Annotated in this window: 9 protein-coding genes and 3 rRNA genes (1 of these 12 only partly in view); 4 read left to right on the top strand and 8 right to left on the bottom strand. The window is 57.1% G+C overall.

Annotated features, from left to right (window positions below; all coding sequences use genetic code 11):
- The 3 genes from N018_RS24800 to rrf (N018_RS24790) all read left to right on the top strand — a co-directional run.
- Positions 1 to 862 (top strand): 23S ribosomal RNA (locus tag N018_RS24800) (it extends 2032 nt beyond the left edge of the window).
- A 156-nt stretch (positions 863 to 1018) separates the two neighbouring features.
- Positions 1019 to 1134 (top strand): 5S ribosomal RNA (rrf, locus tag N018_RS24795).
- Between the two features lie 107 nt (positions 1135 to 1241).
- Positions 1242 to 1357: ribosomal RNA gene (gene rrf, locus N018_RS24790) — 5S ribosomal RNA — on the top strand.
- A 96-nt stretch (positions 1358 to 1453) separates the two neighbouring features.
- Here rrf (N018_RS24790) and N018_RS24785 read toward each other — a convergent pair.
- The 7 genes from N018_RS24785 to N018_RS24755 all read right to left on the bottom strand — a co-directional run bounded on the left by N018_RS24785 (position 1454) and on the right by N018_RS24755 (position 10691).
- Positions 1454 to 1930: an SRPBCC family protein gene (locus N018_RS24785; RefSeq protein WP_024645371.1), complete on the bottom strand. Its 477-nt coding sequence runs from the start codon at positions 1928 to 1930 to the stop codon at positions 1454 to 1456.
- A 34-nt stretch (positions 1931 to 1964) separates the two neighbouring features.
- A complete protein-coding gene (locus N018_RS24780; RefSeq protein WP_025391023.1) occupies positions 1965 to 5414 on the bottom strand; it encodes a non-ribosomal peptide synthetase in 3450 nt (1149 codons plus the stop codon).
- Positions 5411 to 6358, bottom strand: coding sequence for a diiron oxygenase (locus N018_RS24775; protein ID WP_025391022.1), 948 nt, complete (start codon positions 6356 to 6358; stop codon positions 5411 to 5413). The genes N018_RS24780 and N018_RS24775 overlap by 4 nt, the downstream gene beginning before the upstream one ends.
- 42 nt (positions 6359 to 6400) lie before the next feature.
- Positions 6401 to 7177, bottom strand: a complete 777-nt coding sequence (locus N018_RS24770; protein WP_025391021.1) for a DUF3050 domain-containing protein — start codon at positions 7175 to 7177, stop codon at positions 6401 to 6403.
- A 792-nt stretch (positions 7178 to 7969) separates the two neighbouring features.
- Positions 7970 to 8707 carry a GntR family transcriptional regulator gene (locus N018_RS24765; protein ID WP_024645375.1) on the bottom strand — a complete coding sequence of 246 codons (738 nt, stop codon included), beginning with the start codon at positions 8705 to 8707 and terminating at the stop codon, positions 7970 to 7972.
- Positions 8708 to 8968: 261 nt separating this feature from the next.
- Complete coding sequence (locus N018_RS24760) at positions 8969 to 9976, bottom strand: aldo/keto reductase (RefSeq protein ID WP_024645376.1); 1008 nt, start codon at positions 9974 to 9976, stop codon at positions 8969 to 8971.
- A 25-nt stretch (positions 9977 to 10001) separates the two neighbouring features.
- The gene (locus N018_RS24755; protein ID WP_024645377.1) at positions 10002 to 10691 is read right to left on the bottom strand and encodes an HAD-IA family hydrolase; all 690 of its coding nucleotides are present in this window, start codon (positions 10689 to 10691) and stop codon (positions 10002 to 10004) included.
- A 278-nt stretch (positions 10692 to 10969) separates the two neighbouring features.
- Here N018_RS24755 and N018_RS24750 point away from each other — a divergent pair, with 278 nt between their 5' ends.
- Positions 10970 to 12451, top strand: coding sequence for a YdgA family protein (locus N018_RS24750; protein ID WP_025391020.1), 1482 nt, complete (start codon positions 10970 to 10972; stop codon positions 12449 to 12451).
- 53 nt (positions 12452 to 12504) lie between these two features.
- Here the strand turns inward: N018_RS24750 and N018_RS28755 are convergent, their stop codons facing one another.
- A complete protein-coding gene (locus tag N018_RS28755; protein WP_418903495.1) occupies positions 12505 to 12996 on the bottom strand; it encodes a methyl-accepting chemotaxis protein in 492 nt (163 codons plus the stop codon).
- Positions 12997 to 13384 lie beyond the last annotated feature (388 nt).

Below are 13384 nucleotides of genomic sequence, written 5' to 3'. Positions count from 1 at the left end.
TCCGCGGCTAGACGGAAAGACCCCGTGAACCTTTACTATAGCTTTGCACTGGACTTTGAATTTGCTTGTGTAGGATAGGTGGGAGGCTTTGAAGCGTGGACGCCAGTCTGCGTGGAGCCAACCTTGAAATACCACCCTGGCAACTTTGAGGTTCTAACTCAGGTCCGTTATCCGGATCGAGGACAGTGTATGGTGGGTAGTTTGACTGGGGCGGTCTCCTCCTAAAGAGTAACGGAGGAGTACGAAGGTGCGCTCAGACCGGTCGGAAATCGGTCGTAGAGTATAAAGGCAAAAGCGCGCTTGACTGCGAGACAGACACGTCGAGCAGGTACGAAAGTAGGTCTTAGTGATCCGGTGGTTCTGTATGGAAGGGCCATCGCTCAACGGATAAAAGGTACTCCGGGGATAACAGGCTGATACCGCCCAAGAGTTCATATCGACGGCGGTGTTTGGCACCTCGATGTCGGCTCATCACATCCTGGGGCTGAAGCCGGTCCCAAGGGTATGGCTGTTCGCCATTTAAAGTGGTACGCGAGCTGGGTTTAGAACGTCGTGAGACAGTTCGGTCCCTATCTGCCGTGGACGTTTGAGATTTGAGAGGGGCTGCTCCTAGTACGAGAGGACCGGAGTGGACGAACCTCTGGTGTTCCGGTTGTCACGCCAGTGGCATTGCCGGGTAGCTATGTTCGGAAAAGATAACCGCTGAAAGCATCTAAGCGGGAAACTTGCCTCAAGATGAGATCTCACTGGAACCTTGAGTTCCCTAAAGGGCCGTCGAAGACTACGACGTTGATAGGTTGGGTGTGTAAGCGCTGTGAGGCGTTGAGCTAACCAATACTAATTGCCCGTGAGGCTTGACCATATAACACCCAAGCAATTTGTTCGAAAGGCCAGATTGCGGTGACTGTGGAGATGACACGAACCGAAGGTTTGCGTCACGAACGACACCTGAACGACTGACTATCACATACCTGATTTGCTGAAGCGCGCCGAAAGGCACGACTCGGTACCCGAATTTCTTGACGACCATAGAACATTGGAACCACCTGATCCCATCCCGAACTCAGTAGTGAAACGATGTATCGCCGATGGTAGTGTGGGGTTTCCCCATGTGAGAGTAGGTCATCGTCAAGATTAAATTCCAAAAACCCTCATCGCTTACGCGTTGAGGGTTTTTGTTTAAGTAGAAGTCACCAAAATTCGCTGGCACGTTACCCGATAACGGATCGGCAACAGAATTTCTTGACGACCATAGAGCATTGGAACCACCTGATCCCATCCCGAACTCAGTAGTGAAACGATGTATCGCCGATGGTAGTGTGGGGTTTCCCCATGTGAGAGTAGGTCATCGTCAAGATCAAATTCCAAAACCCCTCATCGCTCACGCGATGAGGGGTTTTGTCGTTATGGGCTATCAACGCTCGCTTGGCGCGTTGTTACCCTATTGTGTGGGTCAGGCAAACAGGCTGCGCGCGTTACTCATGGCACCGTCGGCAAACCCCTGAAGAAACGCTTCAAACGCAGATCCCTCAGGGCCGCCCTGAACAGAGTCCGCTACAATCGTCCAGCTTGCGATACACATCTGGTCACCGGTAGCCTCAACAGTCATCGCCCCCCACAGATTACTGACAGGCAAACTGGTGTGGATCAGCGACCAAGTCATACACAACGCATGATCATCGCGGGAGTTCAGTTGCTCGATGGCCACGTTGCCGTCCTTGAACAGCTTCTTGCGAACCGAGCCTGCACCGGTACCAGTGACCTCAGTAGTTTCCAGTGCTGAGATAAAAGCCTGGAAGCCGCCAAAATTACCCACCACCGCCCACACGCTACGTGCATCACTTGGGATTTCCACCGCTGAAACGACTCGGCATTGCTCCGGGTTCTTGATCAGGGTGTCCGGCTTCAGATTGCTGTGAAATGCTTTCATGTGTTTCTCCATTTACGTCAGTAGAGGTGTCGACTCAGATGAAGTCGATTTCCTTCAGGTAATCGCAGCCCTTGCGCAGCAGCGCCGGAGTTTTCTGCGGGTACTGCTCACCCATGTGGCGAATGCCGGCCAGGGTGTTCTGGTACTCGATCATCGAGATATCGCCGATGTCCTCTTCCAGGCCATCAAGGTAAAAACCCAGTACGCCAAACAGTGCGTTCTGGTAGTCGACGCGGCCGAGCTGGGCCTGCCATCGCGCCACGCTGACCAGCTCGAATGGGTGCCCTGATTCGCGGAAAGCCTCCACATAACTGCTCCAGCTCAGGGGCTCGGGGTTATGCAGATTGAACACCGCACGCTCAGGCATATAACGACTGGCATGAAAGCCGATGAAGCGCGCCAGAAAGTCCACCGGCATCAGATCGAAGTTGATGTCGAACTCCGGGACCTGGCCGAGCTGCAATGACCCCTTCAACATCAGCATCAAACGGTTTTTCTGTGGCTGGCATACGCCGCTGAGACTGTTGAACGCGATGTTGCCAGGGCGATAGATGTTCACCCACGCGCCCTGATCCCTGGCGCGCTGCAGGGCACGCTCAGCGACCCATTTGGAAAGGTTGTAGCCATTCTTGATGTAGATCGGAGGTGTCTCGGCAGCCGGTTGCTCAAGCACATTGCCGGCTGCATCCGTGGCACTGGAGGCGGAGAGCGTCGAGACAAAGTTGAAGATCTTCTTGCTGCGCCCTTCACACAGTTTCAGGCATTCGAAAATCGGTGCGACATTGTCTCGAGCGAGGGTTTCATAGTCCTGAACGTGATTCACATTGGCCGCGTTATGCACCAACGCGCCAAACTCCCGATCAAGCCTTTCATAAGCCACATCGTTGAGCCCCAGCCTGGGTTTTGTCACGTCGGCCGAATAGACGCTCACACGACTCAGGTCCAGATGATCCAGCCGGTTCTCCCGTAGCGCATGCTCGAAGCGCTGCTGTGCGCTTTGACCTGGCCCTTCGCGAACCAGACAGGCAATCTCGGTTGCTCCGCAATTCAATAGCGCCTCAACGATATGCACGCCGAGAAACCCGTTGGCACCGGTGACGATGACCTTATGAACATCACCCAGTTTGCTGCTCGGCAACGTCGAAAGCTGAACCTCCGCATTGGCATCCAGCAGCGCTTGCGGACTGATGCTGTGTTCCGATGTGCCATCGCTGTCGATAAGGCTGGCCAGTGTCAGAACGGTAGGGGCTTCGATGAAACGGTTGATCGGAATACTGCGCCCGAACCGTTCGCGAATACCCAATAGCAGGCGCGACAGCAGAATTGAATGGCCACCCAGATTGAAAAAACTTTCATCGGTCGAGATGTCCCCCGGCGGCAGCTCCAACAGCTCTGCCCATAACTCCACCAGTGTCTGCTCCTGTGCGGTGGTAGCCAGGCGGCGCGTGTGCTGTTCGGTAAAGCTCAGCGGGATTTCGAGCAACGCTTTGCGATCGATCTTGCCGTTGCCGGCAAACGGCATACAGGGCAATAGGGTGTAGACGGCGGGGTGCATATAGTCCGGCAGCAAACGCTGCACATGGGCTCTCAATGCCTGTTCGTCATGAGCGCCATACGGTTGCGCGAGAAACGCCAGAATGCGCCGTTGGCCGTCTACCACCACGGCCACTTGCCGATACAACTGACTGGCGCGCAGGCAGTGCTCGATCTCCTCTGGCTCGACCCTGAAACCCCGGATCTTCACCTGATTGTCGCGACGACCGATCAGCTCGACACCGTCAGCCGTCCACTTCGCGATATCGCCGGTGCGATAGGCGCGCAGGTGCTGCCCGTCCGGAGTCTCAAGCCGAACATAGCGCTCGGCCGTCAGTTCGGGATTGTTTATGTAGCCCAGGCAAACGCCTGGACCGACGATGTACAGTTCCCCCGGCGTCTGCTCGGCGACGGGCTGCAATTGCTCATCCAGAATCCACACCTGGCTGTTGGCAATCGGCTGCCCCAGCGTACGATTGCTGCCGGACGACTGAAACGCGAAGGCCGTGACCAGCACGGTCGCTTCGGTGGGCCCGTATAGGTTATGGAAATGGCACTGCCCGGCAAGTTGCGCGATGACGTGCGGCTCACAGACGTCGCCGCCGGTCATCACATGCTCAAGCCCCAGCGGCTGATCCAGCGGCAGAATGCTCAACAGCGCGGGTGGTAAAAACGCATGGGTAATGCCGTGCTGCAGCACACCCAGCAACTGCAACGGATCGCGTCGCTGGTCTTCGTCAGGTACCACCAGTTCAGCGCCACTGAGCCAGGTCGGGAAGATATCAATAATCGACGAGTCGAAGCTCAGCGTCGAAAACTGCAGCACCCGGCTGCGTTCGTTCAAGCTCGCGTACTCAGCGTACCAGGCAGTGAAGTGACTGAGGTTGCGCTGGCTGAGCGACACGCCTTTCGGCTGCCCGGTAGTACCCGACGTGTACAGCGCCATACACGGCGCATCTGGATCAGGCACAACGCGTATCAAGGTCGCAGGCACCTCCCGCACGGCCATCGCACTGATATCCAGCGCCGGAAACTCGGCAGCCGCCAGCGGATGTGTCCCGTCGTGCAGCAACAGCATGGCGCCAGCGTTTTCCAGAATGTATTGCTGACGCTGCAGAGGCTGACTGGGATCAAGCGGCAGATAAACCGCACCGCAGCCCAGAATCGCCAGAATGCCCGCATACAGCTCGACTGACTTGGGCAGGCAAATGCCGATCACCGGTTGTGTACCGGCTGCCCTGTGCTCAAGCAGCAGCGGCCTCAAATGATGCTGCAGGGTGACGCTGTATGCATGCAGCTCGCGATAGCTGTACGCCTGATCGTGGATCAGCAGTGCCGGGCGCCCGGCGAACTTCAGCAGCGCCTGCTCAAGCCGTTCGCTGATCGGCGTTTCGGCGACTTTCAGCAGATGCGGTTGTGCCGTCTGATTCAGGCGATGCTCGAACAGCAATCGATCAATCGCCTGCACACTGTCCTGCTGTTCACTCTGGGCAGGCTGCGCGGTGGGTAAGCTGTCGAGGTAGCTGTCATCCCTGGAGAGGCGACTGACGTGTAACGCCGTAAGCTCCACCAGTCTGGCGACAGCCTCATCACGCAGCATACGCCCGTTGCCTGACTCATCTGTGTTCAGCCACTCACGCGTGATCAAGCGTTGAGATCTGGCAGATCCCTGCCAGCACATCAGCTCCAGACGTGGCAGTCCCGACGCCAGCGCAGCACTGAAACCGACGCGCAGACCAACACGCACGCAACGTCCGGATGTTTTCAGCAGGGCCTCGTTCAGGTCCAGGCTGCCGTCTTCGATCAGCAGTGAGCTGCCAGCACCTGACCACGCTTGCAGAGCGTTCTGATCGGGCAAGTGCTGCACCGCATGCCCATGCGCCTGCAATTCGGCTGTCAGTTCACTCAAGGTCAGGCTGCGACCGATGAGCACAATCTCCAGGCGCTTCATTGCAGTGATCCCTGGACAGGTAGATACGCTGCCAGCTCGCGCTGCACACACAGATCGTCCAGCATCGAGCTGCTCTTGAAGAAGCGCACGATATTGCCGATCAGCGGGTGATGGCGGTTGACGGGGAAGCTCATCGCCAGGGTTTCAGCCCTGAGTGCTTGCTTGACCCGATCAGGCACCTGCAAGTGCTCGATCAACGTGAAGTCAAAGCTGCTCTGGATATCGTTGGTCAGGTATTGAGCGATGAACACCGGCATGATGCGGGCGATACAGTCACGATCCTGTTCGGGTGCGGTATGCCAGTAGATCCGTACCAGTCGCGCCCAGAAACCCGAATGCCTGCCTTCGTCGAGCAAGTGATCGGCCATCAGTCCCTTCACCGACTGCTTGACCGAATCATCCTTGGCGAACGCTGCGACATCGCTGGTTACCGTATTCTCCGCAATCGCCACACAGATCAGCTCCACGGCACTGCGCAGGTGGGCAGGCGCCAGCGCCAGCGCTGCGGGTATCGCCCGGCTCAGTTCGATTTCCTCAGGTAAGCGGATCGGCTGGATACCGGTAAGCGCGATGGTCTGTTGCATGAAGTCCATGGCAACCAGCGCGTGGTAATCCTCGTCGACCACCACCGTCATCGCGTCATAGCGGCAAGCGAACGGAAAGCGAATCGCGAAGTTGTCCTTCGCAATACTGCGCGCGGTCTTGTCGACGATCTCGGTTTCAAAGATCACCACGTCGTTGATGAACTTGTACAGGCTCTGCACCAGCGCGTAATCACGCAACTGCGCGCATTCACGGGTGAACGTGTCGCTGAGCACCAGCGGCTGACGACTGAGGGGATAAATCAGTTTTTCATCGTTCTCGACGATCCTGCGTGGACGAGTGCGAATGGTAGCGCGGCCCTCCCACGCATCGATGAACGACCGGTAGTCTTCTGCTTTCATGATGGCTTCCTTGTAAGAGCTTCAGGATGTTGCGACCGGGCCTTATGCGCTGGCCTGCATCAGCGGCGTGCGCATGCTCATGCGCAGCGTGTCCCACAGCTGGAGCCTGCTTTCCACCGCTGCGATGGCCGCCTGGTAAACCTCTTTCTCACGTTGCGCATCGCCAGCCACCAGTCGAGCCAGCAATTGCTCTGCTGCGGGGCCGTGGTCTTCGGAGTCCACTTCGATGTGGCGCTCCAGGTAATAGCGAAAGGTCGGTGCCTGATCGGCAGTGATGCCCCAGTCATCGAGAATGCTCTGGAACATCAGCGGGATGACGCTCTCGCGACCATGCAGGAACGCAGCAGCGACGCTGTGTGCAGGTGCATGGAGCGCGGTGTCGAGGGTGTGGGTCACGAACGCTGTGGCAGCCTGGCCTGCATTGACCTGTTGCAGCGCGGTTGCGTAATGCACGCCCTGTCTTTGCAGTTCGATAAAGCGCTCTACCTGCAACGTGCTCGCGCCTATTTCACGCATGGCGTCCAGATACAGCTCGAAGTGGCTGTAATGGCCGTGTCCCAATCGGTCATCGGATTCTTCCCCCAGTACGATTTCATTGATCAGACGTGCGGCGGAGGCGTCCTTGGGTGGTAGCCAGGGCAGTTGGGTACACGTCAGTTCCTGCTGCAAGCGCTTGGTCAGGGACATGAAGTCCCAGACGGCGAAGACATGCGTCTCCATAAAGCGCCGAAGCACGAGCAGAGAATTTATTTCCGTAAAGATCGGGTGATGACTGAGTTCAGTTTTCTTATGGTCTAACAGTGTTTTCTCAAAAAGCATGGCGATACCCGTAGCGTCAGAATGACGGTTAAGTTCTGCATTTATGTGTATTGAAAGCAGCCGCTGTTAGTGCAGGATTAAAATCACTATTTGCCTGAAAAGTAGGCGAGCAGCAGCCTGCTGCTAAAACGATAATTCATCGAAAAACACGCAGGCTTTCTGTTGCTTGAAGCAGCCGTTATGGGACTGCATGCAGCGCTGTAAGCCTTGCTGGGCTGGCGATTTAGGCCTGATGTCACATTGGCTGCGTAGAAAACTTAAAACATATTTAACGTGCCGTGCAAACACTATTTTATAATATTTTAAGTTGTAGTTTTTTTTCGGTTGTAAGTTGCCATATAAAACAGTAGTTATATGTTTTATAGGGGCGCAGACAACCCTTCCGGCTTATTAAGTCGGAATTATAAACAATGAACGAATGCCTCGCTCAGCGTTGCCGTTATATCGAACAATTTGAGGTTTTGATTTTTTTGCGGGCGACGTTGGAAATGACGTCCAATGTCTTCCTGCCCTGTTCAGCAACTCCTTATCCATTGAGTTCAGGTGAACAGAGAACGGTCCTGGTCCTGCGTGGACAGTTCAGCCGTGGTCAAGGTCGACCCTCCGGTTGGGTCTTCTTGAGCCACAGCCGAGTTTGCCTCATTCCGGCAGCCACCCACCTGGCGTATCAGGAAAAATAGACGTAATGACACCGTGCCATGAAGCATGGGTGGTGCAGGGGGAGGAGGTATGCAGCAGAGCGACCGGCTGATCCACAGATTCGAAGCGCTGTGGATCAGTTGCGTCGATGAATCAGGCGGGGCTTTTCTTGCGCGGGCGTTTCTGTTTGGTGTCGCTGGCTTTTTTGTTGCTCAGGTACACGGTGACAGCCTGAACGCCACGGTTGAGGTGGAGCCTCAGTGCTTCGACGCAGGGCTCGACGGCCTTCTGCTCGGCCAGACGCAGCAGCTCCCAGTGGTCATCCTGAGAAAGCTTGCCCAGGCCCATGTCGGAGAGGTTGAAACGTAAAAAGCGCTCCTCTTCGTTCAGGCCTTCTTCAACCAGGCGCATAAGCCGCTTGTTGCGTGCCTTGGCGTACAGCGACAAGTGGAACATCCGGTTGAGCCTGCCCATCTGGGTAAAGTCGGTTTCGACTTCCAGTTGCCTGATGCAGCTTGCGGCGGTCGCCAGATCCTGTTCGTCCAGCAGCGGAATCGACGCACGCAATGCCTCGGATTCCAGCAGAATCCGCAGCTCGTAAGCATCTACAGCGTCTTCGGTAATGAGCGGCGCCACGACTGCGCCCTTGTGCGTCTCCACACGCAACAGAGATTGCGCTTCAAGCTGGCGCAACGCCTCACGTACAGGCATCCGGCTGACGCCGAACAGCGTCGCCAGTTCCTGCTGGCGCAACGCCGTACCGCTTGGCAGGCTGCCATCGATAATGGCATTGCGCAGTTTTTCTTCAATCACCGTTCTGGCAAGGTGCGCCGGAGGCTGCTCAGTGCCCAGTACGGAGCCCAGAAAGGCTTCTCTATCTGATTTACGCATCGGCCTACTTCTTCATCAACCTGGCTGGGTGGGATCCGATCAATCGCTGGATTGCCGACAGATTAGTCAAGACTTCCCGGTTAGTCGCCAAACGAAGGCATTATTGAGTTCGGCCGCATGAAACCGGTTCGCCTGCCCACTGGCAAGGTCATCCGCATGTACGCGTATCTTAACGCTCATCCAGCCGATGTACCGAACATGCATTCGGCACAGGCGGATTTTAACCGTATATGGATATGACATCGCGACCTGCAACCGGCTTCAGCGAACCACTCGGCCCGAGACAAAATGCTGAACATCATTGAAGCCGGGTGTCGAGGCATGTCCAGGTGTTACCAGCGAGTCGATGAATGCTTCGTCCTCAGCCGTGACCTTCACCTGCAGCGCCTTGGTATAGCCGTCCCACTGCTGCTCGGTTCTCGGACCGACGATCGCTGACGTCACCGCCTGGTTGTTGAGGACCCAGGCAATCGCGAACTCGACGATGCCGACCCCCTTGTCCTGCACGTATTCCTGAATCCGCTGCGCGATACGCAACGACTCCATGCGCCACTCGGTTTCCAGCAGTCGCTTGTCCTGACGCCCGGCGCGGCTCTCGCTGTCAGGGGCGATATCCGGAGCGTATTTGCCGCTGAGCACACCTCGCGCAAGCGGGCTGTAGGGCACGACGCCCAGGCCGTGATAAGCGGCTGCGGTGATCTGCTCGACTTCAGCCTGGCGGTTGACGATGTTATACAGCGGCTGACTGATGACCGGTTTGTCGACCCCCAGGCGCTGCGCAACATTGACGATTTCAGCTATTCGCCAGCCGCGAAAATTCGACACACCCCAATAGCGGATCTTGCCCTGCCGAAGCAGATCGCCAATCGCCGAGACCGTCACTTCCAATGGCGTGTCGTGATCTTCCTTGTGCAGATAATAGATATCCACATAATCGGTATCCAGCCGCCGCAGGCTGTTCTCGATGGCGTTGAAGATGTGCTTGCGGCTCAGGCCGGCCCGGTTGGGCACGCCGTCTGCCGGGCCGATCGCGACCTTGGTGGCCAGCACCCAGTCACTGCGCTGCGCCGCGATAGCCCTGCCGACTATCTCTTCCGAGCGCCCGCCGTTGTAGACATCCGCGGTGTCGATGAAATTGATGCCCTGATCCCTGGCCTTGTCGATGATGCGCACTGATTCATCGGCAGCAGTCTGCTCGCCGAACATCATCGAGCCGAGGGTCAGTGTGGAAACCTTGAGGCCGGACTGGCCGAGGGTTCGATAATTCATGCTCAACGTCTCCTTGTCATTCAATTCAATCGGGTTCGGGCAGCCCCCACGCCTTGAGCGGGAAGTCGGCCAGCGAGGCGAGCAGCAGGTCGGCATGTTCGTATTGCTCGACCGGCATGTGCGAGTCAGGCACCGCCACGGCGTACATCCCGGCAGCCTTGGCGGCGGTCACGCCAAACGGCGAGTCTTCGAAGACCAGGCAATCCGCTGGCGAGACACCAAGACGGCGGGCGGCGACCAGAAAAATGTCCGGGGCCGGCTTGGCAGCACCCACTTCCGGGTCGTCAGCCGTCACGATGGTATCGAACAGCTCGAACCATGCCCGGTGCAGCGTCGTCTTGGCCTTGAAGTAATGCACCGAAGAACTGGTACCCACGGCGATTGGAATATTATTGGCGGCCAGATGGCGGACCAGCGCTTCGGCACCTGGCATCGCCGGGGCGCGGGGGAAGCGCTCTTCGAGCATCGGCTCACGAGTTTCGAGAAACTCGTCGATCGACATCGGCAGTTCAAGCGCCTTGATCACGTAATCCGAGAAGTCCCGGGCACCGCGGCCAATAGTGTGCTGCTTGATCGACCAGTCGAAGGTGCGCCCATGACGGCTGGCAATCAGATGCGTGACTTCCGTGTAGACACCCTCGGTGTCCAGCAACAGACCATCCATATCGAAAATGACGGCCTTGATAGGGCCTCGTTCGTTGTGCTGTTCGCTCATGTGATCCCGTCCGGTATTCGAATTCGGTTTCAGCCTAACGTTTCCATGAATACCGTGGCTACCCTATGTTTCAGAAACGTGTCCAGAGCAATGTGGCGCACAACAAAAAGGCCAAAGGCCACGCCTGTCAGGCTGCCATAATGCCCGCGTGTCCAGCGAAATAGCCGTGAATGCTGGGCTGTCGGGCTCCAGCGATGATAATCTCTCGCGGTTTTCAGGCAGTGCTGCCGGTCTCGGTACGACTTCTCCATCATCAGAACGGATATCTTCGAGTCATTATGAATAAATCAGCAGGAATAGCGGTTGGCGTTATCGTCGTGGCAGGCGCATTGATTACCGCGGGTGCCTGGTACACCGGCAATCGACTGGAAGGCGCGCTGAACGATTCGATCAGCAATGCCAATCAGCAACTCGCCAAATCGTTCAAGGGCAGTGAAACCAGCGTGACGCTGAAGCTGGTCTCGCTGGACAAGCACTTTTTCAGCAGCACCGCGCATTACAGCGTCGACATCCAGAACCTGGCGGACAGCACGCAGAATAGCCAGTTTCTGCTGGTCGATCAGATTGAACACGGCCCCGTCCCGTTGTCCCGTCTGAAAACCTTGAACCTGCTGCCAGTCATGGCCCTGAGCAATTTCCAGCTGGAAAAAAGTCCGAGTTCCGAGAAGTGGTTTGCCATGAGCAAAGACGTCACGCCACTCAAAGGGCAGGCCAGCATCGGCTACGACCGCGCCACCAAGGGCTGGCTGCAGATGGCACCGCTGGAAATGACCGACGTGGACGGCACGTTCAAGTTCTCCGGTCTTGAGCTGAAAACCGAGTTGTCTGCCGATGCTGAAAAATACAGCGCTGTCGGCGACATGGACACTCTGCAACTCAACGTCGCCTCGCCGGACGGTCCAGTCAATATCGAAATCAAAGGCATGACGTTTGATACGGGCGGCACCAAAGGCAAGTCCAGCTTCTATCTGGGCCATACCAACCTGAAAGCCCAGGGCTTCAATTTCCAGGTGGTCGGCAAGCCACAGGTGCAGATCAAGGATCTGTCTGCCGTCAACCTGACGCAGGAAGACGCGGGCAACCTGGCCGCTCAGGTCAGCTACGACGCCGGCATGATTGCCTATGGCGGCAAGGATGTTGGCGCCGCGCACATGGGCTTCAAAATTGCCAACTTCGACGCGGCGGCCAGCCAGGCGCTGGGCCAGTTCTATCAGGACAAGATCCTGCCGCAACAGCAAGCCGCAGCGGCCCAGGAACAGCCTTTCCGACTGGAGCTGAGCCCTGCCGATCAGGAGCAGATGAATACCCAGCTGAAGAAGCTGTTGGCGGCCAAACCGCATATCGAACTGGAAAAGCTCTCGCTCAAAACCAGCAACGGTGAGAGTCATGTGCGCATCGCCGTAGACCTGACTGATCCGGGCTCGCTTGATCAGCCCTCCAATGCGCTGGTGCTGAAAACCCTCGGCGAGGTCAACGCCAAGGTTGTTCTGTCTAAACCGATGATCCGCGATCTCGCCACTCAGCAGGCCATCCGCGAAGGTCAGACCGACCTCAAAGTGATCGCCGAGCAAGCCAAGGCCGCCAGCGACATGGCCAGCGTCATGGCCGAGATGATGCAGCTGGCCAAGGTCGACGGCGACAACATCGTTTCCGATCTGCACTACGCCAATGAAATAGTCGACTTCAACGGCCAGAAAATGACCGTGCAACAGTTCGTGAGCACTATCATGGGCAAAGTCGGCGCGCTGGGTCAGCAGTAAGCTGCCGGGCCGTTGCTCGGGACGCTCGCAACAGCGTCCCGACTATCAACAGGCTACTTCGTCAGTCCCACCAACGTATCCGCCAGTTGCCGGGTACGTTGCGAAGTGCCCGCGGTCATGTCGCTCGACCCTTCCAGTTCAGACAGCAAACCGGTGAGCGTCCCGACTTCCAGGGACTGCTCCTCGATGTGCTGCGCCACCTTGCGAATCTCCTCGGCGAGACGCTCGATATCGGTACCGATATCATTCGCGTTCTGCGAGGTCTTCTGCGCCAACTGGCGCACCTCATCGGCCACCACGGCAAAGCCCCGGCCCATTTCACCTGCCCGCGCCGCTTCGATGGCAGCGTTCAGTGCGAGCAGATTGGTTTGCCCGGCGATCTGCTGGATCGTCTGCACAACCGACTGAATGCGCAGACTGGACTTGGCCAGCTCTCGTGAGCCGAGCACCACCTCGTCAGCCTGATTGACCAGGCTTTTGACGGTATTGCCTGCCTTGTCGATGACTGTTTCCTGCTGCGTGATGGTCTGCGACAGCTCATCCATCGAAACATGCAGCTGGCCGGAGTAGTGGCGCAACTGACCGGCAATCTCTTCCTGATCGTGATGAGCCTTGACCAGCACGTCACCCAGGTCGCTCAGCCCGCTGAACACCGGACGAATCTGCTCGTCCAGACCGCTCGGATCAATGGTTTGAACGAAGTTGCGCTGCTTGAACTGGTCGATCTGCTTGACTACCACATGGCTCAAACCGGCCAGCTTCTTGATCTGGCGACGCAGAAAAAACGCCTTGAATTCGCCGTAGTAGGCGATGAAGTTGTCGATGTAGTCGTCGCGAAACGGCTGGCCTTCAGGCACCTTGAAGAAGAACACGGCAGTGAGAGTCTGGTTGAGGTTCAGGCCCAGGATCTCTCCGAAGGTCGAGAAACCTACC

It is taken from the genome of Pseudomonas syringae CC1557, from assembly GCF_000452705.1.
GTDB lineage: Bacteria > Pseudomonadota > Gammaproteobacteria > Pseudomonadales > Pseudomonadaceae > Aquipseudomonas > Aquipseudomonas syringae_F.
Note: the sequence above shows the minus strand (reverse complement) of the source record. Positions and strands in the feature narration are given on the sequence as shown.

Excerpts from the sequence above, each read along its gene's own strand:
- N018_RS24785 (WP_024645371.1), bottom strand. The coding sequence starts at position 1,930 with ATGAAAGCATTTCACAGCAATCTGAAGCCGGACACCCTGATCAAGAAC.
- N018_RS24780 (WP_025391023.1), bottom strand. The coding sequence starts at position 5,414 with ATGAAGCGCCTGGAGATTGTGCTCATCGGTCGCAGCCTGACCTTGAGT.
- N018_RS24755 (WP_024645377.1), bottom strand. The coding sequence starts at position 10,691 with ATGAGCGAACAGCACAACGAACGAGGCCCTATCAAGGCCGTCATTTTC.
- N018_RS24750 (WP_025391020.1), top strand. The coding sequence starts at position 10,970 with ATGAATAAATCAGCAGGAATAGCGGTTGGCGTTATCGTCGTGGCAGGC.
- N018_RS24775 (WP_025391022.1), bottom strand. The coding sequence starts at position 6,358 with ATGAAAGCAGAAGACTACCGGTCGTTCATCGATGCGTGGGAGGGCCGC.
- N018_RS28755 (WP_418903495.1), bottom strand. The coding sequence starts at position 12,996 with ATGGATGAGCTGTCGCAGACCATCACGCAGCAGGAAACAGTCATCGAC.
- N018_RS24765 (WP_024645375.1), bottom strand. The coding sequence starts at position 8,707 with ATGCGTAAATCAGATAGAGAAGCCTTTCTGGGCTCCGTACTGGGCACT.
- N018_RS24770 (WP_025391021.1), bottom strand. The coding sequence starts at position 7,177 with ATGCTTTTTGAGAAAACACTGTTAGACCATAAGAAAACTGAACTCAGT.
- N018_RS24760 (WP_024645376.1), bottom strand. The coding sequence starts at position 9,976 with ATGAATTATCGAACCCTCGGCCAGTCCGGCCTCAAGGTTTCCACACTG.